22 protein-coding genes, 4 tRNA genes, 1 rRNA gene and 1 pseudogene are annotated in these 23806 nt (G+C 52.8%); all 28 read right to left on the bottom strand.

The genetic code is table 11. The annotated features are described in order from the left end of the window. Nucleotides 1–5: 5 nt before the first annotated feature. Complete coding sequence (gene rpsC / locus CJF39_RS03065; RefSeq protein WP_003176422.1) at nt 6–692, bottom strand: 30S ribosomal protein S3; 687 nt, start codon at nt 690–692, stop codon at nt 6–8. 13 nt (nt 693–705) lie between these two features. Then, on the bottom strand, nt 706–1038 hold the full coding sequence (rplV, locus tag CJF39_RS03060) for a 50S ribosomal protein L22 (RefSeq protein ID WP_003444373.1): 333 nt from the start codon (nt 1036–1038) through the stop codon (nt 706–708). A gap of 13 nt (nt 1039–1051) precedes the next feature. Beyond that, entirely contained in the window at nt 1052–1327 is a 276-nt protein-coding gene (gene rpsS / locus CJF39_RS03055; protein WP_003232420.1) for a 30S ribosomal protein S19, read from the bottom strand. Nucleotides 1328–1343: 16 nt separating this feature from the next. Then, entirely contained in the window at nt 1344–2168 is an 825-nt protein-coding gene (gene rplB, locus CJF39_RS03050) for a 50S ribosomal protein L2 (protein WP_047277892.1), read from the bottom strand. 14 nt (nt 2169–2182) lie between these two features. Continuing rightward, entirely contained in the window at nt 2183–2482 is a 300-nt protein-coding gene (gene rplW, locus CJF39_RS03045; protein ID WP_003444375.1) for a 50S ribosomal protein L23, read from the bottom strand. Further along, entirely contained in the window at nt 2479–3081 is a 603-nt protein-coding gene (gene rplD, locus CJF39_RS03040) for a 50S ribosomal protein L4 (RefSeq protein ID WP_047277894.1), read from the bottom strand. The genes rplW and rplD overlap by 4 nt, the downstream gene beginning before the upstream one ends. Nucleotides 3082–3093: 12 nt before the next feature. Next, nucleotides 3094–3729 (bottom strand): 50S ribosomal protein L3, encoded by a 636-nt coding sequence (rplC, locus tag CJF39_RS03035; protein ID WP_003444377.1) that lies wholly within the window; start codon nt 3727–3729, stop codon nt 3094–3096. Nucleotides 3730–3810: 81 nt separating this feature from the next. Next, on the bottom strand, nt 3811–4122 hold the full coding sequence (gene rpsJ, locus CJF39_RS03030) for a 30S ribosomal protein S10 (protein ID WP_003186070.1): 312 nt from the start codon (nt 4120–4122) through the stop codon (nt 3811–3813). Nucleotides 4123–4265: 143 nt separating this feature from the next. Further along, on the bottom strand, nt 4266–5459 hold the full coding sequence (gene tuf / locus CJF39_RS03025) for an elongation factor Tu (RefSeq protein ID WP_025857206.1): 1194 nt from the start codon (nt 5457–5459) through the stop codon (nt 4266–4268). 35 nt (nt 5460–5494) lie between these two features. Beyond that, nucleotides 5495–7597: an elongation factor G gene (gene fusA / locus CJF39_RS03020; protein ID WP_094992109.1), complete on the bottom strand. Its 2103-nt coding sequence runs from the start codon at nt 7595–7597 to the stop codon at nt 5495–5497. Between the two features lie 30 nt (nt 7598–7627). Further along, entirely contained in the window at nt 7628–8098 is a 471-nt protein-coding gene (gene rpsG / locus CJF39_RS03015; protein WP_016779172.1) for a 30S ribosomal protein S7, read from the bottom strand. A 123-nt stretch (nt 8099–8221) separates the two neighbouring features. Beyond that, nucleotides 8222–8593, bottom strand: a complete 372-nt coding sequence (rpsL, locus tag CJF39_RS03010) for a 30S ribosomal protein S12 (RefSeq protein WP_002555494.1) — start codon at nt 8591–8593, stop codon at nt 8222–8224. A gap of 216 nt (nt 8594–8809) precedes the next feature. Then, nucleotides 8810–13009 (bottom strand): DNA-directed RNA polymerase subunit beta', encoded by a 4200-nt coding sequence (gene rpoC, locus CJF39_RS03005; protein ID WP_047277900.1) that lies wholly within the window; start codon nt 13007–13009, stop codon nt 8810–8812. Nucleotides 13010–13073: 64 nt separating this feature from the next. Beyond that, nucleotides 13074–17147: a DNA-directed RNA polymerase subunit beta gene (gene rpoB / locus CJF39_RS03000; RefSeq protein WP_047277902.1), complete on the bottom strand. Its 4074-nt coding sequence runs from the start codon at nt 17145–17147 to the stop codon at nt 13074–13076. A 219-nt stretch (nt 17148–17366) separates the two neighbouring features. Then, nucleotides 17367–17732: a 50S ribosomal protein L7/L12 gene (gene rplL, locus CJF39_RS02995; protein ID WP_094992108.1), complete on the bottom strand. Its 366-nt coding sequence runs from the start codon at nt 17730–17732 to the stop codon at nt 17367–17369. An 80-nt stretch (nt 17733–17812) separates the two neighbouring features. Beyond that, a complete protein-coding gene (rplJ, locus tag CJF39_RS02990; RefSeq protein WP_003444392.1) occupies nt 17813–18313 on the bottom strand; it encodes a 50S ribosomal protein L10 in 501 nt (166 codons plus the stop codon). 197 nt (nt 18314–18510) lie between these two features. Next, entirely contained in the window at nt 18511–19206 is a 696-nt protein-coding gene (rplA, locus tag CJF39_RS02985) for a 50S ribosomal protein L1 (RefSeq protein ID WP_016779167.1), read from the bottom strand. Beyond that, nucleotides 19206–19637: a 50S ribosomal protein L11 gene (rplK, locus tag CJF39_RS02980; RefSeq protein ID WP_008008888.1), complete on the bottom strand. Its 432-nt coding sequence runs from the start codon at nt 19635–19637 to the stop codon at nt 19206–19208. The genes rplA and rplK overlap by 1 nt, the downstream gene beginning before the upstream one ends. Nucleotides 19638–19753: 116 nt before the next feature. Then, on the bottom strand, nt 19754–20287 hold the full coding sequence (gene nusG / locus CJF39_RS02975) for a transcription termination/antitermination protein NusG (RefSeq protein ID WP_094992107.1): 534 nt from the start codon (nt 20285–20287) through the stop codon (nt 19754–19756). 9 nt (nt 20288–20296) lie between these two features. Then, on the bottom strand, nt 20297–20665 hold the full coding sequence (secE, locus tag CJF39_RS02970; RefSeq protein WP_094992106.1) for a preprotein translocase subunit SecE: 369 nt from the start codon (nt 20663–20665) through the stop codon (nt 20297–20299). 45 nt (nt 20666–20710) lie between these two features. After that, a tRNA-Trp gene (locus CJF39_RS02965) sits at nt 20711–20786 on the bottom strand. A gap of 247 nt (nt 20787–21033) precedes the next feature. Beyond that, nucleotides 21034–21109, bottom strand: a tRNA-Thr gene (locus CJF39_RS02960). Between the two features lie 23 nt (nt 21110–21132). Beyond that, nucleotides 21133–21206: transfer RNA gene (locus tag CJF39_RS02955), tRNA-Gly, on the bottom strand. A 24-nt stretch (nt 21207–21230) separates the two neighbouring features. Then, nucleotides 21231–21315, bottom strand: a tRNA-Tyr gene (locus tag CJF39_RS02950). Between the two features lie 163 nt (nt 21316–21478). Further along, nucleotides 21479–21862 (bottom strand): annotated as a pseudogene (locus tag CJF39_RS02945) (hypothetical protein); the annotation flags it as partial. Nucleotides 21863–21869: 7 nt separating this feature from the next. After that, nucleotides 21870–22613, bottom strand: coding sequence for a pantothenate kinase (locus tag CJF39_RS02940; RefSeq protein ID WP_094992104.1), 744 nt, complete (start codon nt 22611–22613; stop codon nt 21870–21872). After that, nucleotides 22603–23550 (bottom strand): bifunctional biotin--[acetyl-CoA-carboxylase] ligase/biotin operon repressor BirA, encoded by a 948-nt coding sequence (gene birA / locus CJF39_RS02935; protein WP_094992103.1) that lies wholly within the window; start codon nt 23548–23550, stop codon nt 22603–22605. Before birA ends, CJF39_RS02940 begins: the two co-directional genes overlap by 11 nt. Nucleotides 23551–23731: 181 nt before the next feature. Beyond that, nucleotides 23732–23806: ribosomal RNA gene (gene rrf / locus CJF39_RS23600) — 5S ribosomal RNA — on the bottom strand; the annotation flags it as partial.

Below are 23806 nucleotides of genomic sequence, written 5' to 3'. Positions count from 1 at the left end.
ACCCCTTACTTAGCAGCTTTTTTACGAGGCGCTGGTGCTTGCGGTTTCAGTTCTTCTTGGCGACCACCAATTACTTCGCCTTTGAAGATCCAAACCTTTACACCGATCACACCGTAAGTGGTGTGAGCTTCGTAGTTGGCATAGTCGATGTCGGCACGCAGGGTGTGCAATGGCACACGACCTTCGCGATACCATTCAGTACGTGCGATTTCAGCACCGCCGAGACGACCGCTCACTTGGATTTTGATGCCCTTGGCACCAATGCGCATAGCGTTCTGTACAGCGCGCTTCATAGCGCGACGGAACATTACACGACGCTCCAGCTGCTGAGCTACGCTCTGCGCAACCAGCATACCGTCGAGCTCCGGCTTACGGATCTCTTCGATATTGATGTGCACAGGCACACCCATTTGCTTGGTCAGGTCCTGACGCAGTTTCTCAACGTCCTCACCTTTCTTCCCGATAACAATACCTGGACGAGCGGTGTGGATGGTGATGCGTGCAGTTTGGGCCGGACGATGGATATCGATACGGCTTACGGACGCGCTTTTTAGTTTGTCTTGGAGGTATTCACGCACCTTCAGATCAGCGAACAAGTAGTCCGCATAAGTCCGGCCGTCTGCGTACCAGACGGAGGTGTGCTCCTTGACGATTCCCAGGCGAATGCCAATGGGATGTACTTTCTGACCCATCTCTTCGACTCCGTTACTTGTCAGCAACCTTGACAGTGATATGGCAAGACCGCTTGACGATGCGATCAGCGCGGCCTTTGGCACGCGGCATGATGCGCTTCAGCGAACGCCCTTCGTTGACGAAAACGGTGGCGACTTTCAAGTCATCAACGTCTGCGCCTTCGTTATGCTCGGCGTTGGCTACGGCCGACTCCAGCACTTTCTTGATGATCTCGGCGGCTTTCTTGTTGCTGAAAGCCAACAGGTTGAGCGCTTCGCCCACCTTCTTCCCGCGGATCTGGTCGGCGACCAAGCGGGCTTTCTGGGCGGAGATTCGAGCGCCCGACAACTTAGCGGCTACTTCCATCGTTCCTTACCCCTTAACGCTTGGCTTTCTTGTCTGCCACGTGCCCACGATAAGTGCGGGTACCGGCAAACTCGCCTAGTTTATGGCCAACCATGTCTTCGTTCACGAGAACTGGAACATGCAGACGACCGTTATGCACAGCAATGGTCAGACCGACCATTTGTGGCAGGATCATCGAACGACGCGACCAGGTTTTCACCGGCTTGCGATCATTCTTTTCCGCCGCCACTTCGATCTTCTTCAGTAGGTGAAGATCAATAAAAGGACCTTTTTTCAGAGAACGTGGCACTGTCGTATCCCTCTATTTACTTGCGACGACGGACGATCATTTTGTCGGTACGCTTATTACCACGAGTCTTCGCGCCCTTAGTCGGGAAGCCCCATGGCGATACCGGATGACGACCACCAGAGGTACGACCTTCACCACCACCATGTGGGTGGTCAACCGGGTTCATGGCAACACCACGAACGGTTGGGCGAACGCCACGCCAGCGTTTGGCACCAGCTTTACCCAGCGAACGAAGGCTGTGCTCGGAGTTCGAGACTTCACCCAGGGTCGCACGGCATTCAGCCAGAACTTTACGCATCTCACCGGAGCGCAGACGCAGGGTCACATAGACACCTTCACGAGCTACCAGCTGAGCAGAAGCACCAGCGGAGCGAGCGATTTGCGCGCCTTTACCCGGCTTCAATTCGATGCCGTGTACGGTGCTACCAACTGGAATGCTACGCAGCTGCAGCGAGTTACCTGGCTTGATCGGAGCCAAAGCACCCGAGATCAGCTGGTCACCAGCGCTCACGCCTTTAGGGGCGATGATGTAACGGCGTTCGCCGTCTGCGTACAGCATAAGAGCAATGTGAGCAGTACGGTTTGGATCGTATTCAATACGCTCGACAGTGGCAGGAATGCCATCTTTGTCGTTGCGACGGAAGTCGACCATACGGTAATGCTGCTTATGACCACCACCGATGTGACGCGTGGTAATGCGGCCATTGTTGTTACGACCACCAGACTTCGATTTTTTCTCGAGCAGCGGTGCGTGAGGAGCGCCTTTATGCAGCTCCTGGTTGACCACCTTGACCACATGACGGCGGCCAGGGGAAGTCGGTTTGCATTTAACGATTGCCATGATGCACCCCTTCCTTACTCAGCACTGCTGCTGAAATCGAGATCTTGGCCTGGCTGAAGGGAGATTACTGCCTTCTTCCAGTCATTACGCTTGCCCACGCCGCGAGCGGTGCGCTTGCTCTTACCCAGAACATTCAGGGTAGTAACACGCTCAACTTTCACGCTGAACAGGCTTTCGACGGCCTTCTTGATTTCCAGCTTGGTTGCATCAGTAGCAACCTTGAAAACGAACTGGCCTTTCTTGTCTGCCAGAACCGTAGCCTTCTCGGAAACGTGCGGGCCAAGCAGAACTTTAAATACGCGTTCCTGGTTCATCCCAGCAGCTCCTCGAATTTCTTCACGGCCGACACGGTGATCAACACCTTGTCGTATGCGATCAGACTAACTGGATCGGAACCTTGCACGTCACGAACATCAACGTGTGGCAGGTTACGAGCAGCCAGGTACAGGTTCTGATCAACAACTTCAGACACGATCAGGACATCAGTCAGACCCATGCCATTCAGTTTGTTCAGCAGATCTTTGGTTTTCGGCGCTTCAACAGCGAAGTCCTGAACCACGACCAGACGATCAGTACGCACCAGCTCAGCAAGGATGGAACGCATTGCTGCGCGGTACATCTTCTTGTTCAGCTTCTGAGAGTGATCCTGTGGACGAGCTGCGAATGTAGTACCACCGCCACGCCAGATTGGGCTACGGATAGTACCGGCACGAGCACGGCCAGTACCTTTCTGACGCCAAGGGCGCTTACCGCCACCACGAACGTCGGAACGGGTCTTTTGCTGCTTGCTACCTTGACGGCCGCCGGCCATGTAGGCCACGACTGCTTGGTGAACCAGCGTCTCGTTGAACTCGCCGCCAAATGTCAGTTCGGAAACTTCGATCGCTTGAGCGTCATTTACGTTTAATTGCATGTCAGCTTCCCCTTAACCGCGAGCCTTGGCCGCCGGACGTACAACCAGGTTGCCGCCAGTAGCGCCAGGAACAGCACCCTTGACCAACAACAGATTGCGTTCAGCGTCGACGCGCACTACTTCGAGGGACTGCACGGTCACGCGCTCAGCGCCCATATGACCGGACATTTTTTTGCCCTTGAATACACGACCAGGAGTCTGGCACTGGCCAATAGAGCCCGGGACGCGGTGGGAAACGGAGTTACCGTGAGTGTTATCTTGGCCACGGAAATTCCAACGCTTGATCGTACCCTGGAAGCCTTTACCTTTGGACTGACCGGTCACATCGACCATCTGACCTGCGGTGAAGATTTCAGCGTTGATCAGATCGCCTGCCTGGTACTCGCCTTCTTCAAGGCGGAATTCCATTACGGTACGACCAGCTGCAACGTTTGCCTTGGCGAAGTGACCCGCCTGAGCAGCTGTTACGCGCGAAGCGCGACGCTCGCCGACAGTGACTTGCACTGCACGATAGCCATCGGTTTCTTCAGTTTTGAACTGGGTGACGCGATTCGGCTCGATCTCAATGACCGTGACCGGAATGGAGACACCTTCTTCGGTGAAAATACGGGTCATACCGCATTTACGACCGACTACACCAATAGTCATGTTGTAAACCTCATGAGTGTACGGGGCTTTCACCCGCTATGGCCGCCCATTTCAGAGCGTTACACGACTAAGACCCAAGTCTTAGCCGAGGCTGATCTGCACTTCCACACCGGCCGCAAGATCAAGCTTCATAAGTGCATCAACGGTTTTATCCGTTGGCTGGACGATGTCCAGTACGCGCTTATGAGTACGGATCTCGTACTGGTCACGCGCGTCTTTGTTGACGTGCGGGGAGACCAGAACGGTGAACCGCTCTTTACGGGTAGGCAGTGGAATTGGACCACGCACTTGAGCACCAGTACGTTTCGCGGTTTCCACGATTTCCTGGGTTGATTGGTCGATCAGGCGATGGTCAAAAGCCTTCAACCTGATACGGATTTGCTGATTTTGCATTGGATTTCAGACTCCAGATTGCTATTCCCACCGAGCGCAATACGCCCGTTAAAAGGAGGCGCAATTCTATAGACGACCCCAGTAGGTGTCAACTCAATAAAAAAAGCCCCCGCTGGGCGGGGGCTTTTTCATGCAATCATCGATTACTCGATGATTTTGGCTACGACGCCAGCGCCGACGGTACGACCGCCTTCACGGATAGCGAAACGCAGACCATCTTCCATCGCGATGGTTTTGATCAGGGTAACAGTCATTTGAATGTTATCACCTGGCATTACCATTTCAACGCCTTCTGGCAGCTCGCAGTTACCAGTCACGTCAGTAGTACGGAAGTAGAACTGTGGACGGTAGCCTTTGAAGAACGGAGTGTGACGACCGCCTTCTTCCTTGCTCAGAACGTAAACTTCTGCAGTGAACTTGGTGTGCGGCTTAACCGAACCCGGCTTAACCAGAACCTGACCACGCTCAACGTCGTCACGCTTGGTACCACGCAACAGAACGCCGCAGTTTTCGCCTGCACGACCTTCGTCAAGCAGCTTGCGGAACATTTCAACGCCGGTGCAAGTGGTAACAGTAGTGTCACGCAGACCAACGATTTCCAGCGGATCTTGAACGCGAACGATACCGCGCTCGATACGACCAGTCACAACAGTACCGCGACCAGAAATCGAGAACACGTCTTCGATTGGCATCAAGAATGGCTTGTCAGTCAGACGAACTGGCTCTGGGATATAGGTATCCAGAGTTTCAACCAGTTTACGAACGGCAGTGGTGCCCATTTCGTTTTCGTCGTTACCTTCCAGAGCCATACGAGCAGAACCGATGATGATCGGAGTGTCATCACCTGGGAAGTCGTAAGTGCTCAGCAGATCGCGCACTTCCATCTCAACCAGTTCCAGCAGCTCAGCGTCGTCTACCAGGTCAGCCTTGTTCAGGAAGACCACGATGTACGGAACGCCAACCTGACGGGACAGCAGGATGTGCTCACGGGTTTGCGGCATCGGACCATCAGCAGCCGAACAAACCAGAATTGCGCCGTCCATCTGGGCAGCACCAGTGATCATGTTCTTCACGTAGTCAGCGTGACCTGGGCAGTCAACGTGAGCGTAGTGACGAATTGTCGAGTTGTACTCAACGTGAGCAGTGTTGATGGTGATACCACGAGCTTTTTCTTCTGGTGCGCTGTCGATCTTGTCGAAGTCAACGCGAGCAGAACCGAAAACTTCGGAGCAAACACGAGTCAGAGCTGCAGTCAGAGTGGTTTTACCATGGTCAACGTGACCGATAGTGCCAACGTTGACGTGCGGTAGGGAACGATCAAATTTTTCTTTAGCCACGACAATTAACTCCTTGCCTAAAGGACTGAACTAAATCAGCCTTGTTTTTTAGTAACAGCTTCGACGATGTGCGACGGAGCTGTATCGTATTTTTTGAATTCCATAGAGTAGCTTGCGCGACCCTGGGACATGGAACGAACGTCAGTTGCATAACCGAACATTTCGCCCAACGGAACCTCGGCACGGATTACCTTGCCAGAAACCGTATCTTCCATACCCTGAATCATGCCGCGACGACGATTCAAGTCGCCCATCACGTCACCCATATAGTCTTCTGGTGTAACAACCTCTACCGCCATGATCGGCTCAAGCAGCTCACCGCCACCTTTGGTAGCCAGTTGCTTGGTCGCCATGGAAGCAGCCACCTTAAACGCCATCTCGTTAGAGTCGACGTCGTGGTAAGAACCATCAAACACGGTAGCCTTCAGGCCGATCAGCGGATAGCCGGCAACAACACCGTTCTTCATCTGCTCTTCGATACCCTTCTGGATAGCCGGGATGTATTCCTTAGGAACCACACCACCTACCACTTCGTTCACGAACTGCAGACCTTCCTGACCTTCGTCAGCAGGTGCAAAACGGATCCAGCAATGGCCAAACTGACCACGACCGCCGGACTGACGAACGAACTTGCCTTCGATCTCACAGCTCTTCGTGATGCGCTCACGATAAGAAACCTGAGGCTTACCGATGTTGGCTTCGACGTTGAACTCACGCTTCATCCGGTCAACCAGGATGTCGAGGTGCAATTCGCCCATACCAGAGATGATCGTCTGACCAGTCTCTTCATCAGTTTTTACACGGAAAGATGGATCTTCCTGAGCAAGCTTGCCCAGTGCGATACCCATTTTTTCCTGGTCATCCTTGGTCTTAGGCTCAACCGCAACCGAAATAACCGGCTCCGGGAATTCCATACGAACCAGGATGATTGGCTTATCAGCGGCGCACAAGGTATCACCAGTGGTGACATCCTTCATGCCGATCAAGGCCGCGATGTCACCAGCGCGCACTTCCTTGATCTCTTCACGGGCGTTTGCGTGCATTTGCACCATACGACCCACGCGCTCTTTTTTGCCTTTAACCGAGTTGATAACGCCGTCACCGGAGTTCAATACGCCCGAGTAAACCCGAACGAAGGTCAAAGTACCCACGAATGGGTCGGTAGCAATCTTGAACGCCAAAGACGAGAACGGTTCAGCATCATCTGCATGACGCTCCATCTCGATATTTTCGTCATCCGGGTCAGAACCCTTGATGGCCGGAATATCGGTAGGGGCAGGCAGATAGTCGATCACGGCATCGAGAACCAGGGGAACACCCTTGTTCTTGAAGGAAGAACCACAAACAGCCAAAACGATCTCACCAGCGATAGTACGCTGACGCAGAGCCGCTTTGATTTCCTCGATGGAAAGCTCTTCGCCTTCGAGGTACTTGTTCATCAGCTCTTCACTGGCCTCGGCCGCAGCCTCAACCATATGGCTGCGCCACTCTTCAGCCAGCTCTCGCATTTCTGCAGGAATAGCCTCACGACGTGCAGTCATACCCTTGTCAGCATCGTTCCAGTAAACCGCTTCCATGGTCATCAGATCAATCTGACCCTGGAAGTTGTCTTCGGAGCCGATAGCCAGCTGGATAGGCACTGGAGTATGACCCAGACGCTTCTTGATCTGACCTACTACGCGCAGGAAATCTGCACCCGCACGGTCCATCTTGTTTACGTAAACAAGACGCGGAACGCCGTACTTGTTGGCTTGACGCCATACGGTTTCAGACTGAGGCTCAACACCAGAGGTGCCGCAGAACACAACAACCGCGCCATCGAGCACACGCAAGGAACGCTCTACTTCAATCGTGAAGTCAACGTGACCCGGTGTATCAATTACATTAAAACGGTAGTTGTCGTACTGCTTGGCAGAACCCTGCCAAAAGGTAGTGATCGCAGCAGAAGTGATGGTAATACCACGCTCCTGCTCCTGCACCATCCAGTCCGTGGTCGCGGCGCCATCATGCACCTCGCCCATCTTGTGACTTTTGCCGGTGTAAAAAAGTACCCGCTCAGTAGTCGTGGTTTTACCCGCGTCCACGTGAGCACAGATACCAATGTTACGGTAGCGGTTAATCGGTGTAGTACGAGCCATAAAGCCCTCGCAAAGTGAGTAGCGCTGAAATTAGAAGCGGTAGTGCGAGAAAGCTTTGTTAGCTTCAGCCATACGGTGCACGTCTTCACGCTTCTTAACTGCTGCGCCTTTGCCTTCAGCAGCGTCCAACAGTTCGCCAGCCAAACGCAAAGCCATAGACTTTTCGCCGCGCTTGCGCGCGAAGTCTACCAACCAGCGCATGGCCAGAGCGTTACGACGGGACGGACGAACTTCGACCGGAACCTGGTAAGTAGCACCGCCTACACGGCGCGACTTCACTTCGACCAGCGGAGCGATGGCGTCGAGTGCTTTCTCGAAGAGTTCCAGGGGATCGCTGTTCTTACGCTCTTTAACCTTCTCCAGTGCGCCATAAACGATACGCTCGGCAACGGCTTTTTTGCCGCTTTCCATCACGTGGTTCATGAACTTGGCCAGGATTTGGCTTCCGTATTTTGGATCGTCAAGCACTTCGCGCTTGGCTGCTACGCGTCTTCTTGGCATGGATAAGCCCTCAAACGGTCTTCAGGTTAGCTCGGAACCATTACATCTTGACGATGTACGTCCGACCTTACTCTTATCGACTCAGAAAAAAAGAAATCTGCATTATTTACCAGCTACCGAAAACTACTTCGGCTTCTTGGTACCGTACTTCGAACGACCCTGGTTACGACCTTTAACGCCGGAAGTATCCAAAGAACCGCGAACGGTGTGATAACGAACACCTGGCAAGTCTTTTACACGACCGCCACGAATCAGTACCACGCTGTGCTCTTGCAGGTTGTGGCCTTCACCGCCGATGTACGAGGAAACCTCGAAACCGTTGGTCAGACGCACACGGCATACTTTACGCAGTGCCGAGTTAGGTTTTTTCGGCGTAGTTGTATACACACGAGTGCACACACCACGACGTTGCGGGCAGTTTTGCAGCGCAGGCACGTCGGATTTCTCGACGATACGCTTACGCGGCTGACGTACCAGCTGGTTGATAGTTGCCATCTACTAGCTCCACTGTTGTCTTGCGACGCTATTGTCTTGCAAGAAAAGCAAAATGGCAGGAACGAATTCCCGCCAAATTTAGGGGTACAAGAGTCTAAAGAGGATCTTGCCCCCAGTCAAGGCAAGGCCCCGACCTTCCGCACCATCAAACCTAGACTATTGGTCTCGATTCGATGAACGGAACAGCCAGGGCCCTTCCTTCATTCAGGACTGAACTCAGTTACCGCTAGAGTTCAGTGCTTCGGTCAGTGCGGCTTCCACCTCACTGGCGCTTACACGCAATGGTTTGTCAGCATCACGGCGACGTTTGCGCTCGCTGTGATAAGCCAAACCAGTACCTGCCGGGATCAAACGACCCACGACAACGTTTTCTTTCAGGCCGCGCAGGTAATCGCGCTTGCCTGTTACCGCTGCTTCGGTCAATACGCGAGTTGTCTCTTGGAAAGAGGCCGCAGAAATGAACGATTCAGTCGACAACGACGCCTTGGTGATACCCAGCAGAACACGAGTGAACTTGGAGACAAACTTGTCTTCAGTGCTCAAACGCTCGTTCTCGGTCAACACCTGCGTCAACTCCATCTGGTCACCCTTGATGAAGGAGGAGTCGCCAGATTCGGAAATCTCAACTTTACGCAACATCTGACGCAAGATCGTCTCGATGTGTTTATCGTTGATTTTCACGCCTTGCAGACGGTATACGTCCTGGATTTCATTAACGATGTACTTAGCCAGCGCACTCACACCCAGCAAACGCAGGATGTCATGCGGATCGCTAGGACCATCGGAGATAACCTCACCGCGGTTCACTTGTTCGCCTTCGAAGACGTTCAGGTGACGCCATTTCGGAATCAGCTCTTCGTATGGATCGCTACCGTCATTCGGGGTAATAACCAGACGACGCTTGCCCTTGGTTTCTTTACCGAATGCGATGGTGCCGCTGACTTCAGCCAAAATCGAGGCTTCTTTCGGACGGCGCGCTTCGAACAAGTCAGCAACGCGTGGCAGACCACCGGTGATGTCTCGAGTTTTCGAAGTTTCTTGTGGAATACGAGCGATAACGTCACCGATCGCGATTTCCGCACCATCCGCTACACCAACCAAAGCGTTCGCTGGCAGGAAGTACTGAGCCGGTACATCAGTACCTGGCAACAGCAAGTCTTTGCCATCTACACCCACCATCTTCACAGCGGGACGGATGTCCTTGCCAGCAGCTGGACGGTCTTTGGCATCAAGCACTTCGATGTTGGTCATACCGGTCAATTCGTCTGTCTGACGCTTGATCGTGATGCCTTCTTCCATGCCCACGTAGGTCACGGTACCTTTCATTTCAGTAACGATTGGGTGAGTGTGCGGATCCCACTTGGCTACGATAGAGCCAGCGTCAACCTTGTCACCTTCCTTAACCGAAATTACAGCGCCGTACGGCAGCTTATAGCGCTCACGCTCACGACCGAAATCATCAGCAATTGCCAGCTCACCGGAACGCGACACAGCCACTAGGCAGCCATCGACACGCTCAACGTGCTTCAGGTTATGCAGACGGACAGTACCGCCATTCTTCACCTGAACGCTGTCAGCAGCGGAGGTCCGGCTAGCCGCACCACCGATGTGGAACGTACGCATTGTCAGCTGTGTACCCGGCTCACCGATCGACTGAGCAGCGATTACGCCGACAGCTTCACCGATGTTCACCTGGTGACCACGAGCCAGATCGCGACCGTAGCACTTGGCGCAGATACCGAAACGGGTTTCGCAGCTGATTGGCGAACGAACGATTACTTCGTCGATGCTGTTGAGCTCGATGAATTCAACCCATTTCTCATCAACCAAAGTACCTGCCGGAACAATAACTTCCTCAGTACCCGGCTTGAATACGTCACGGGCGATCACACGACCCAATACACGCTCACCCAACGGCTCTACAACGTCGCCGCCTTCAATATGTGGCGTCATCAACAGACCGTGCTCGGTACCACAATCAACTTCAGTTACAACCAGATCTTGCGCAACATCCACAAGACGACGGGTCAGGTAACCGGAGTTAGCCGTTTTCAAGGCCGTATCCGCGAGACCCTTACGAGCACCGTGAGTCGAGATGAAGTACTGGAGTACGCTCAAACCTTCACGGAAGTTCGCAGTGATCGGCGTTTCGATAATGGAGCCGTCTGGCTTGGCCATCAGACCACGCATACCGGCCAGCTGACGGATCTGTGCTGCAGAACCACGAGCGCCGGAGTCAGCCATCATGTACATCGAGTTGAACGACTCTTGCTCAACTTCATTGCCATGACGGTCAATAACCTTCTCTTTCGAGAGGTTCGACATCATCGCCTTGGAAACTTCATCGTTAGCTTTCGACCAAAGGTCGATTACTTTGTTGTACTTCTCGCCCTGAGTAACCAGACCGGAGGCGTACTGGCTTTCGATCTCTTTAACTTCATCGGTGGCAGCACCGATGATGCGGGCTTTTTCATCCGGGATAACGAAGTCGTTAACGCCGATGGAAACGCCGGAAATGGTCGAGTAAGCAAAACCGGTGTACATCAACTGGTCAGCAAAGATCACAGTCTCTTTCAAACCAACCACGCGATAGCACTGGTTGATCAGTTTCGAGATTGCCTTTTTCTTCATTGGCAGGTTAACGACGTCGTACGATAGACCTTTTGGAACAACTTGGAACAACAGTGCACGGCCGACAGTTGTGTCGACAATACGGGTGTTGGTCACGCTGCCACCATCACGATCATTGACGGTTTCGTTGATCCGCACCTTGACCTTGGCGTGCAGTGCGGCTTCGCCGGCACGGAACACACGGTCAACTTCTTGCAGATCCGCGAACACACGACCCTCGCCTTTAGCGTTGATCGCCTCGCGGGTCATGTAGTACAGACCCAATACAACGTCCTGCGACGGAACGATGATTGGCTCACCGTTAGCTGGCGACAGAATGTTGTTGGTCGACATCATCAACGCACGCGCTTCGAGCTGAGCTTCCAGTGTCAGCGGTACGTGTACAGCCATTTGGTCGCCGTCGAAGTCGGCGTTGTACGCGGCGCAGACCAGCGGGTGCAGCTGAATAGCCTTACCTTCGATCAGTACCGGTTCAAACGCCTGGATACCCAGACGGTGAAGGGTCGGCGCACGGTTCAGGAGAACCGGGTGTTCACGGATTACTTCAGCGAGAACGTCCCAAACCTCTGGCAGTTCGCGCTCAACCATTTTCTTGGCAGCTTTAATGGTAGTCGCGAGACCGCGCATTTCCAGCTTGCCAAAAATGAACGGCTTGAACAGCTCAAGTGCCATTTTTTTCGGCAGACCGCACTGGTGCAGACGCAAGGTCGGACCTACGGTAATTACCGAACGACCCGAGTAGTCAACACGCTTACCGAGCAAGTTCTGACGGAAACGACCCTGCTTACCCTTGATCATGTCAGCCAGGGATTTCAGAGGACGCTTGTTCGAACCGGTGATAGCACGGCCACGACGACCGTTGTCGAGCAGCGCATCAACAGCTTCCTGCAACATCCGTTTTTCGTTGCGCACGATGATGTCTGGGGCAGACAGATCCAGCAGGCGCTTCAAACGGTTGTTACGGTTGATCACTCGACGATAAAGATCGTTGAGGTCGGAAGTCGCGAAACGACCGCCATCCAGCGGGACCAATGGACGCAGATCTGGCGGCAGAACCGGCAGAACGGTCAGCACCATCCACTCAGGCAGGTTGCCGGAGCCCTGGAAGGCTTCCATCAACTTCAGACGCTTGGACAGCTTCTTGATCTTGGTTTCAGAGTTGGTTTGCGGAATCTCTTCGCGCAGACGTCCAATCTCATGCTCCAAGTCGATAGCGTGCAGCAGTTCGCGAACAGCTTCGGCACCCATACGGGCATCGAAATCGTCGCCGAACTCTTCCAGCGCTTCAAAATACTGCTCATCGTTCAGCAGCTGACCTTTTTCCAGCGTGGTCATACCCGGATCGATAACAACATAGCTCTCGAAGTAGAGAACGCGCTCGATATCACGCAGGGTCATGTCCATCAGCAAACCGATACGGGACGGCAGCGATTTCAAGAACCAGATGTGGGCTACTGGCGAAGCCAGTTCAATGTGAGCCATGCGCTCACGGCGGACCTTGGCCAGCGCGACTTCAACGCCGCACTTCTCACAGATCACACCACGGTGTTTCAAGCGCTTGTACTTACCGCACAGGCACTCGTAATCCTTTACAGGGCCAAAAATTTTGGCGCAGAACAGGCCGTCACGCTCAGGCTTGAACGTACGGTAGTTGATGGTTTCCGGCTTTTTAACTTCACCGAACGACCACGAACGGATCATCTCAGGCGAGGCCAATCCAATACGGATGGCGTCGAACTCTTCGACTTGACCCTGGTTTTTCAGCAAATTCAGTAGGTCTTTCAAGGCCTTTCCTCCTGGCGGAGCAGAGAGCGGGCAGTACAGCCCCGCTCTCGATTCGCGTCACGTGTTATTCGGTTTCCAGATCGATATCGATGCCGAGGGAACGAATTTCTTTGATCAACACGTTGAAGGACTCGGGCATGCCCGGCTCCATACGGTGATCGCCGTCCACGATGTTTTTGTACATCTTGGTACGGCCGTTCACATCGTCCGACTTCACTGTGAGCATTTCTTGCAGAGTGTATGCCGCGCCATAGGCTTCCAGCGCCCAGACCTCCATCTCCCCGAAACGCTGACCACCGAACTGCGCCTTACCACCCAACGGCTGTTGAGTAACCAGGCTGTAAGAACCGGTAGAACGAGCATGCATCTTGTCGTCTACCAAGTGGTTCAGTTTCAGCATGTACATGTAGCCAACGGTAACCGGACGCTCAAACTTGTTGCCGGTACGACCGTCAGTCAGCTGCATCTGGCCGCTATCTGGCAGATCTGCCAGACGCAACATGGCCTTGATTTCGCTTTCCTTGGCACCGTCGAACACCGGGGTAGCCATCGGAACACCGCCGCGAAGGTTCTTCGCCAGATCAAGAATTTCCTGATCCGAGAAGTCATCCAGGCTTTCTTGACGACCGCCAATTTCGTTGTAGATCTCATGCAGGAACTTACGCAGGTCTGCGACCTTGCGTTGCTCCTCAATCATGAGGTTGATCTTCTCGCCCAACCCTTTGGCTGCAAGGCCCAAGTGAGTTTCAAGAATCTGACCAACGTTCATACGCGAAGGTACGCCCAACGGGTTGAGGACAACATCAACCGGGGTGCCATTGGCATCGTACGGCATGTCTTCAACCGGCATGATCACGGAGACCACACCCTTGTTACCGTGACGACCAGCCATCTTGTCACCCGGCTGGATGCGACGACGGATTGCCAGGTAAACCTTGACGATTTTCAGCACACCTGGAGCCAGGTCATCGCCTTGCTGCAACTTGCGCTTCTTGTCTTCGAACTTGTCATCCAACAGACGACGACGGTCGATGATGTAAGCCTGAGCTTTCTCAAGTTGCTCGTTCAGAGCATCTTCAGCCATGCGCAGCTTGAACCACTGACCATGCTCAAGACCATCCAGAACCTCATTGGTGATTTCCTGGCCTTTCTTGAGACCAGCACCGCCTTCGGCAATGTTACCCACCAATGCGGAGCGCAGGCGCTCGAATGTTGCACCTTCAACGATACGGAACTCTTCGTTCAGGTCCTTGCGAATTTCGTCCAGCTGGGTTTTTTCAATCGACAGTGCACGAGCGTCACGCTCAACGCCGTCGCGAGTGAAAACCTGAACGTCAATGACAGTGCCTTTGGTACCGGTCGGCACACGCAGGGAAGTGTCTTTAACGTCGCTGGCTTTTTCACCGAAGATTGCGCGCAACAGCTTCTCTTCTGGAGTCAGCTGCGTCTCACCTTTCGGTGTCACTTTACCAACCAGAATGTCGCCTGGGCCGACTTCAGCACCCACGTAAACGATACCGGCCTCATCCAGTTTATTCAGCGCAGCTTCGCCCACGTTCGGGATGTCTGCAGTGATTTCTTCTGGACCAAGCTTGGTGTCACGAGCCACACAGGTCAGTTCCTGAATGTGGATCGTGGTGAAACGGTCTTCCTGAACTACACGTTCCGACAGACAGATGGAGTCTTCGAAGTTGAAGCCATTCCATGCCATGAAGGCAATACGCATGTTCTGACCCAGAGCCAGCTCACCCATGTCGGTGGACGGGCCATCAGCCATGATGTCGCTACGCTGAACCCGATCACCTTTGCGAACCAGCGGACGCTGGTTGATGCAGGTGTTCTGGTTAGAGCGTGTGTACTTGGTCAGGTTGTAGATGTCGACACCGGCTTCACCGGTTTCAACTTCGTCATCTGCAACACGAACAACGATGCGACTAGCATCTACGGAGTCAATAACGCCACCACGACGGGCTACTACACAAACCCCGGAGTCACGCGCTACGTTACGCTCCATGCCTGTACCCACCAACGGCTTGTCAGCACGCAGTGTCGGTACAGCTTGACGCTGCATGTTCGAACCCATCAATGCACGGTTGGCATCGTCATGCTCGAGGAACGGAATCAGCGACGCAGCAACCGAAACTACCTGTTTCGGCGACACGTCCATCAAGGTGACGTCTTCCGGCGCCTTAACAGTGAACTCGTTCAAGTGACGTACAGCTACCAACTCATCGATCAGGACTTTCTGATCGTTCATGGTGGCTGAAGCCTGAGCAATAACGTGATCTGCTTCTTCAATGGCAGATAGGAACACGATCTCGTCGGTTACCACGCCTTCTTTCACAACACGGTACGGGCTCTCAAGGAAACCATACTGGTTGGTGCGGGCATAAGCAGCCAATGAGTTGATGAGACCGATGTTCGGGCCTTCCGGCGTTTCAATCGGGCATACACGACCGTAGTGCGTCGGGTGTACGTCACGAACTTCAAAACCGGCACGCTCACGCGTCAAACCACCTGGGCCCAGTGCAGAAACACGGCGCTTGTGGGTGATTTCGGAAAGCGGGTTGTTCTGGTCCATAAATTGCGAAAGCTGGCTGGAACCGAAGAACTCTTTCACCGCCGCAGCAACTGGCTTGGCATTGATAAGGTCTTGCGGCATCAGGCCTTCGCTTTCTGCCATCGACAGACGCTCTTTAACTGCACGCTCGACACGTACCAGTCCAACGCGGAACTGGTTTTCGGCCATCTCGCCTACGCAGCGAACACGACGGTTACCCAAGTGGTCGATGTCATCGACGATGCCTTTACCGTTACGGATGTCGACCAGAGTCTTCAACACTGCAACGATATCTTCCTTGCACAGCACACCCGAACCTTCGATTTCGGTACGACCAATACGACGGTTGAACTTCATTCGGCCGACCGCAGACAGGTCATAACGCTCAGGACTGAAGAACAGGTTGTTGAAAAGGGTCTCGGCAGCGTCTTTGGTTGGCGGCTCGCCTGGACGCATCATGCGGTAGATTTCGACCAGTGCTTCCAATTGGTTGCTGGTGGAATCAATTTTCAGCGTGTCAGAGACGAACGGACCACAGTCGATGTCGTTGGTATACAACGTTTCAATACGGACAACCTGGCTCTTGGCAACTTTTGCCAGAATTTCGGTTGTCAGCTCTGTGTTGCATTCCGCAATGATTTCGCCGGTAGCCGGGTGCACGATTGCCTTGGCCGTTGTGCGTCCCAGGACATAGTCCAGAGGCATAACGAGCTCTTTGACACCGGCTTTTTCCAGCTGGTTGATATGACGAGCGGTAATACGACGACCTTGCTCGACAATCACCTTGCCCTTGTCATCCATGATATCGATGACTGCAATTTCACCGCGCAGGCGCTGGGGCACCAGCTCCAGGCTGATGCTCTCACCTTGCACGTGGAATACGTTTGTGGTGTAGAACGCTTCAAGCACTTGCTCAGTGGTATAACCCAGTGCACGCAGCAGCACGGACGCAGGCAATTTGCGACGACGGTCGATACGTACGAACACGCAGTCTTTCGGGTCGAACTCGAAATCCAACCACGAACCACGGTAAGGAATGATACGCGCGGAATAAAGCAGCTTACCGGAGCTGTGCGTTTTGCCGCGGTCGTGATCGAAGAACACGCCCGGGGAACGGTGCAGCTGGGAAACAATTACACGCTCGGTACCATTAATAACGAAGGTACCGTTCTCAGTCATCAATGGGATTTCGCCCATGTAGACTTCTTGCTCTTTGATGTCCTTGATCGCTTTGTTCGACGATTCTTTGTCGAAAATGATCAAGCGAACTTTAACCCGCAAAGGTACGGCGTAAGTTACACCGCGCAACACGCATTCTTTGACATCAAATGCCGGTTCACCCAAACGATAACCCACATACTCCAGCGCAGCATTGCCGGAGTAGCTGATGATCGGGAAAACGGATTTGAAGGCCGCATGCAGGCCCACGTCGCGGAACTGATCTTTAGTCGCTCCCGCCTGCAAGAATTCACGATACGAATCCAGCTGGATTGCCAAGAGATACGGCACATCCATGACGTCCGGCAACTTGCTAAAGTCCTTGCGGATACGTTTTTTCTCAGTATATGAGTAAGCCATCAGCGTTCCCCAGCTTGGTCACCTGCTTGTTTGGCCCCTCCCGACGGGAGCAGCCAGAAAATCGTGCAAACCCCTTGGTTTGCTCCACCGCACAGGGTGGTTACAGCACGTTAAAAGCGCCGACCCAGTCGGAAGCCAATAACGGAAAAAGGCCGGTGGCAAGAGCCACCAGCCATCAGCCTCAGCTTAACGCTTGGGCTGGAGACGCAAGGTCGATGCTTACTTCAGCTCGACTTTAGCGCCTGCTTCTTCCAAGGTAGCCTTGGCTTTGTCAGCTGCGTCTTTGGAAACAGCTTCCAGAACCATAGCTGGAGCGCCGTCAACTACTGCCTTGGCTTCTTTCAAGCCCAGACCAGTCAGCTCACGTACAGCCTTGATCACGTTAACTTTCTTCTCGCCAGCTTCAGTCAACATAACGTTGAATTCAGTTTGCTCTTCAACAACAGCAGCGGCAGCAGCAGGACCAGCAGAAGCAGCAGCAGCGGAAACGCCGAACTTCTCTTCCATTGCCTTGATCAGCTCAACGATTTCCAGAACGGATTTTTCGCCGATTGCTTCGATGATTTGCTCGTTAGTCAGAGACATGACTATATATTCCTGTATTGGGGTGACAGCCTAAGCGGCCATCGAAATAAACAATAAACGCTGAAAAAAGTCGCTTAGCCTTAAGCTGCAGCTGCTTCTTTCTGGTCGCGAAGTGCTGCCAGAGTACGAGCCAATTTGCTGGTTGCGCCTTGAATCACGCTCATCAGCTGAGAAATTGCTTCGTCACGGGTCGGCAGGCTTGCCAGTACGTCGATCTGATTAGCTGCGAGGAACTTGCCCTCGAACGCAGCTGCCTTGATCTCGAACTTATCCTGACCTTTCGCGAACTCTTTGAACAAACGGGCAGCAGCGCCAGGATGCTCATTCGAGAATGCGATCAAGGTCGGGCCAGTGAACACGTCGTTGAGAACACTGTATTCAGTGTCAGCAACAGCGCGCTTTAGCAGTGTGTTACGTACAACACGTACGTAAACACCAGCTTCACGAGCCTCTTTACGGAGTCCGGTCATAGCGCCAACTGTCACGCCGCGGGCATCAGCCACAACAGCAGACAGGGCAACTTTGGCAGCCTCGTTGACTTCAGCGACGATGGCCTTCTTGTCTTCGAGTTTAATTGCCACGGGTTTAACTCCTGCTTGTTACCGTTTCATCCAACCGAGGCCGGATGTCGTTTTGGTGTCTGATTCGGTAAGGAACCGGGAGCACCATCTGCGTAGGCTTGAGGTTTAAGACTTGCGTCGCCTACGGTCTTGGATAGCCCCCGCCAGGCAGGGACCCCAATCTTTCAATCGGCACATTTACATGCACCAGATTTGTCTTACGCGTCCAGGGAACCTTGGTCGATGACCAAGCCTGGGCCCATTGTGGTGCTCAGGGTAACGCGTTTGACGTAAATACCTTTCGAGGAAGCAGGCTTGATACGCTTCAGATCAGCGATCAGGGCTTCAACGTTTTCCTTCAGCTGAACGGCGTCGAAACCGATCTTGCCAACGGAGGTGTGGATGATACCGTTTTTGTCAGTGCGATAACGAACCTGACCAGCTTTAGCGTTTTTAACCGCGGTAGCAACGTCTGGAGTCACAGTACCAACCTTAGGGTTAGGCATCAGACCGCGCGGACCAAGGATTTGACCCAACTGACCAACAACACGCATTGCATCCGGAGAGGCAATAACTACGTCGTAGTTGAGGTCGCCGCCTTTCATTTCAGCAGCCAGATCGTCCATACCTACGCGATCAGCACCTGCAGCCAGAGCAGCTTCAGCAGCTGGACCCTGAGTGAAGACAGCTACACGTACAGTCTTGCCAGTACCGTGTGGCAACACAGTTGCGCTACGAACTACCTGGTCAGATTTACGCGGGTCTACACCCAGGTTTACGGCGATATCAAAGGACTCGCTGAATTTTACAGTCGACAGCTCAGCCAGCAAAGCAGCAGCGTCTACGAAGTTGTAAGACTTGCCAGCTTCAATTTTACCGGCGATTGCCTTTTGACGCTTAGTCAGCTTAGCCATTACACACCCTCCACGTTAAGGCCCATGCTACGAGCAGAACCGGCGATGGTACGCACGGCTGCTTCCATATCAGCTGCAGTCAGATCCGCGTTTTTGGTTTTCGCGATTTCTTCCAGCTGAGCACGAGTAACGGTGCCAACCTTAACGGTGTTTGGACGAGCGGAACCGCTAGTCAAACCGGCAGCCTTCTTCAGCAGAACCGAAGCAGGAGTCGATTTGGTTTCGAACGTGAAGCTACGGTCGCTGTAAACAGTGATGATCACAGGAGTCGGCAGACCTGGTTCAATGCCTTGAGTACGGGCGTTGAACGCTTTGCAGAATTCCATGATATTCACACCGTGCTGACCCAAAGCTGGACCAACAGGCGGGCTTGGGTTGGCCTGAGCGGCCTTTACTTGCAGCTTGATGTAAGCGGTAATTTTCTTGGCCATGAGGCACTCCAATTACGGGTTCAGACGCCTAAGAAAGGCTCCCCGGCTACTTGCGTGTTTATCCCAGTGACGACAAAACCCCACGGCGAAGCCATGGGGTTGGGATGCGTATTCAGTTAGACCTTTTCGACCTGACTGAACTCTAGCTCTACCGGAGTAGAGCGACCGAAAATGAGCACAGCCACCTGGATGCGACTCTTTTCGTAGTTAACCTCTTCGACTGTACCGTTGAAGTCAGCGAAAGGACCGTCTGTGACACGAACGACCTCGCCCGGCTCGAACAACGTCTTCGGCTTAGGCTTATCACTACCATCAGCAACACGACGCAGAATTGCTTCTGCTTCTTTATCTGTGATCGGCGCTGGCTTGTCAGCGGTGCCGCCAATGAAGCCCATGACACGAGGTGTATCCTTGACCAAGTGCCAAGTACCTTCGTTCATGTCCATTTGGACCAGCACATAACCAGGGAAGAACTTGCGCTCACTTTTGCGCTTCTGGCCATTACGCATTTCAACCACTTCTTCAGTGGGAACCAGAATTTCGCCGAAGCCATCTTCCATGCCTGCCAGCTTGATGCGCTCAATCAAAGAGCGCATAACATGCTTTTCGTAACCCGAATAAGCATGCACAACGTACCAACGCTTAGCCACGGGACACCCTTAGCCAACAATCAAGGAAACAAGCCAGCCGAGCAGGGAATCAAGCCCCCACAACAGCAACGCCATAACTAGAACAACAGCTACAACAATCAGAGTAGTCTGCGTAGTTTCTTGGCGAGTTGGCCATACGACTTTACGAATCTCAATACGAGCTTCCTTTACCAGGACAGCAAACGACTTACCCTTAGCGGTCTGCAGGCCTACGTAGACAGCGACTGCAGCAAGAACAAGAAGTGCAATGACACGATACAGGATCGGCGAACCAGAATAATACTGATTCCCAACAACGCCTACCGCAACAAGGGCAACAACTGCCAGCCACTTGAGGAGATCGAAGCGAGAGCCTTGAACTTCAGCCTTGGGAGTCATCAAAGAGGATCCTGTGAAAAGAAAGCCAGACGCAATGAGCGAATCTGGCAGGTCAGGAGGGAATCGAACCCCCAACCTACGGTTTTGGAGACCGTCGCTCTGCCAATTGAGCTACTGACCTAAAACATTATCGAGCCGCGAATTATGCAGCCTCGAGAGAGACTTTTCAACAACAAATGCAACCGCTTCCGCCAAACTAGCCAAACAACAGCAAAATGACGATGCAAGGAGCAGAATGCGTGCAACCCACAACAGCAATTACAATCCGGAGCAGTAAGCGCCACAAGGCACCAACCGGCAAACACTCCACACAAGCCTTTCAGCCCGCTAAAACAAAGGCAGATATTTTCATATCTGCCTTTGAATTATGGAGCTCTTGAGCGGATTTGAACCGCTGACCTCACCCTTACCAAGGGTGTGCTCTACCAACTGAGCTACAAGAGCAAAAACCTGTAAACCAGCATATATGGAGCGGGTGGCGGGAATCGAACCCGCATCATCAGCTTGGAAGGCTGAGGTTCTACCACTAAACTACACCCGCAAATTATGCTGATTTGCGCAAATATGGTGGAGGGGGAAGGATTCGAACCTTCGAAGTCGTAGACGTCAGATTTACAGTCTGATCCCTTTGGCCGCTCGGGAACCCCTCCTGAGCTGAGCGGGATTATACATCATCCCAACCCCTTGTCAACCACTTTCTCAATAAAATCATTGAGTTAGCATATCGACTTACTTCACAGCCAGACTCGTTTTCGACTATCACTGTGGAGCGGGCGCCATTCTATGCAAACACGTGACAAGCTGCAACCCCTAGCATGGGTTTTTTTCAACTTTTAACTCCTTGAATTCATTCAGAAGATTCAATACGTCCTGATTACCCTTCATAGGCGGACCTGCGCTCATCACCTTAAAGAGAGCACCCTCACCTATCTGCTCCACCAGCAGTTTCTTATCCATCATCTTCTGAAGAATTTCTTTTTCTTCACCGCCAGAACCCAAAACTCGTAGATAAATGCATCCACCATCCTCAACTGGCAGCTTTTGAGCGCCGGCCTCACTGAGAAGTCGAATATCCTGCTTGCTACCCTTATACAGAGATAACGAAATTATCTCCTTACCCCTCAGAGGCGCCTCTTGTTGATGCCAGATGAAATAAAAGACATTCAACACCACCAGCAACATCAACAACCAACGCATAGGCACCTCAAGAAAAAGGACAGGCGACAGCCAGTCCGACAAACACCAGATCTTTGACTACCCGTGCTTCAGGCACTGTATCCGCAATCAAATCTGCATCCCCACCCGTAAGCAATATCTTGAAATTATCGCCCCAGTACTCGCGCGCCAATTGTATTTGTGTAGCTACAAAGCCACGCAGCATAAGTAAACAGCCCCGCTCTACAGCTTCAATTGTCGTGCGCCCGGGCTCAATACGCTGCATTGCCCCCGTGACCGATGCAACGTCATATTTGATGCGACGCGTGTGAGTTTGTAATTGATTACGCATAAGCGGCATTCCAGGGCAGATAAACCCTCCGATATGCAGCCCATCATTTGAGACAAAGTCCGCAGTGACTGCTGTACCCAAGTCGAGGACTAGGCATGCCCCACCAACTAATGCATATCCTCCAACGAGGGCGAGCCATCGATCCAGGCCTAGACGCTCAAAGTCTTCGTAGCCATTAGTCACTCCCGCAAGATTAGGAGCGGGGACCGCACATAAAACCTCAATAGAAAATTCTGAGGCAAGCGCCGCAATCAGCTGCGATGTTTCTACGTCACTGCGCACACTGACCATACGACAATGTGTGATATTCAAATCGGGGCGGGCCAAAATAGCAGAGACTAATCCACCTTCTGAATCAGCAATTCCTCCAGTCACCGGCCCTTTGGAATCAAGCACTCTCCATTTGATGAAGCTATTACCGCAATCGAGCTCAAGAATCATCGCGCAATCTCAAACTAAGCTCGCCGCCACTGTACGTTCTCAATTCACCATTAACGCACAAGCGCAATGCTCCTTGCTGATCCACACCGACCACAACCCCATCAACCTGGTGCAAGCCAGCCATCAATGAAACATCGCGACCTTGCCACACGTGATTCTTCTCCCACTCAGCATGAAACGAAGAAAACCCCGTCACTGCGTGAGCATTCAAATAATTTTTCAGCCGTTTATTCAGCGCGTTTATAACCTCATTACGCTCAACTCTCATGCCGGTTTCCAAGCTCATTGACGTCCAGGGTTGGCCCACGCCTGTGGCGGTTCTCATATTTACGTTAATACCAATACCTATGACAACGTGACATACGTCTGCGGGATCACCGACTAACTCCAATAGGATTCCAGCGATCTTCTTGTCGCCAACCAATACATCGTTAGGCCACTTCAGCCCCACTGCCTGTAGACCGAAATCTTTAAGCGTATTCAATACAGCAAGACCGACCACAAGACTCAGCGCCTCCAGCTGACGCAACCCACCATCCACTCGAAGCACTAAACTGTAGTAAACATTCTGCGCAAAAGGACTTTCCCAATTCCGCCCTCTGCGCCCTCGCCCGGCATTTTGCTGTTCAGCGACAATCACGTAAGGCGCAGAATGCCCTTTATTGATCTGACGAAATGCTTCCGCATTGGTTGAGTCCACTATTTCGTGGAGATGTACGGGATAACAGCTGTTCGAGAAGCCTGCCTCATCTAGAAGATCCAGAGGGAATGCTAATTGATAGCCTCGACCACGAACCTTATGGATAGACAGATTTGAGTCCGCCTCTAATCTTTGTAATTGCTTCCATACAGCACTGCGGCTTATACCCAATTGGGCGCCTAATGCCTGCCCAGAGTGAAAGTGGCCATCCTTAAGGAGTTTCAACAACGTCAGCATGCAAGTATCGCCTCACTATCAGGCACGCATCATAACGATGAGCTAGCAGATTGCATAGAAGCTGAAATGCGTGCGGGGACGGGGCAAGGAGTGTCCAGCGTAGAGATGGCGTGCACGCTCTTTTTCAGCCACAAAAACAAAATCCCTGTCTGCGTGAGCAGACAGGGATTTTGGAATTCAATCTTGACGATGACCTACTCTCACATGGGGAAACCCCACACTACCATCGGCGATGCATCGTTTCACTGCTGAGTTC

The sequence above is a fragment of the Pseudomonas lundensis genome, assembly GCF_002269125.1.
GTDB lineage: Bacteria > Pseudomonadota > Gammaproteobacteria > Pseudomonadales > Pseudomonadaceae > Aquipseudomonas > Aquipseudomonas lundensis_A.
This window is presented reverse-complemented; position numbering and strand designations above follow the sequence as displayed.

Bases quoted from the DNA above. Each gene is read 5' to 3' on its own strand.
- rpsC (WP_003176422.1), bottom strand. From the start codon at position 692: ATGGGTCAGAAAGTACATCCCATTGGCATTCGCCTGGGAATCGTCAAG.
- rplV (WP_003444373.1), bottom strand. From the start codon at position 1,038: ATGGAAGTAGCCGCTAAGTTGTCGGGCGCTCGAATCTCCGCCCAGAAA.
- rplB (WP_047277892.1), bottom strand. From the start codon at position 2,168: ATGGCAATCGTTAAATGCAAACCGACTTCCCCTGGCCGCCGTCATGTG.
- rplW (WP_003444375.1), bottom strand. From the start codon at position 2,482: ATGAACCAGGAACGCGTATTTAAAGTTCTGCTTGGCCCGCACGTTTCC.
- rplD (WP_047277894.1), bottom strand. From the start codon at position 3,081: ATGCAATTAAACGTAAATGACGCTCAAGCGATCGAAGTTTCCGAACTG.
- rplC (WP_003444377.1), bottom strand. From the start codon at position 3,729: ATGACTATTGGTGTAGTCGGTCGTAAATGCGGTATGACCCGTATTTTC.
- rpsJ (WP_003186070.1), bottom strand. From the start codon at position 4,122: ATGCAAAATCAGCAAATCCGTATCAGGTTGAAGGCTTTTGACCATCGC.
- fusA (WP_094992109.1), bottom strand. From the start codon at position 7,597: ATGGCTCGTACTACACCGATTAACCGCTACCGTAACATTGGTATCTGT.
- rpsG (WP_016779172.1), bottom strand. From the start codon at position 8,098: ATGCCAAGAAGACGCGTAGCAGCCAAGCGCGAAGTGCTTGACGATCCA.
- rpsL (WP_002555494.1), bottom strand. From the start codon at position 8,593: ATGGCAACTATCAACCAGCTGGTACGTCAGCCGCGTAAGCGTATCGTC.
- rpoB (WP_047277902.1), bottom strand. From the start codon at position 17,147: ATGGCTTACTCATATACTGAGAAAAAACGTATCCGCAAGGACTTTAGC.
- rplL (WP_094992108.1), bottom strand. From the start codon at position 17,732: ATGTCTCTGACTAACGAGCAAATCATCGAAGCAATCGGCGAAAAATCC.
- rplA (WP_016779167.1), bottom strand. From the start codon at position 19,206: ATGGCTAAGCTGACTAAGCGTCAAAAGGCAATCGCCGGTAAAATTGAA.
- rplK (WP_008008888.1), bottom strand. From the start codon at position 19,637: ATGGCCAAGAAAATTACCGCTTACATCAAGCTGCAAGTAAAGGCCGCT.
- secE (WP_094992106.1), bottom strand. From the start codon at position 20,665: ATGACTCCCAAGGCTGAAGTTCAAGGCTCTCGCTTCGATCTCCTCAAG.
- CJF39_RS02940 (WP_094992104.1), bottom strand. From the start codon at position 22,613: ATGATTCTTGAGCTCGATTGCGGTAATAGCTTCATCAAATGGAGAGTG.
- birA (WP_094992103.1), bottom strand. From the start codon at position 23,550: ATGCTGACGTTGTTGAAACTCCTTAAGGATGGCCACTTTCACTCTGGG.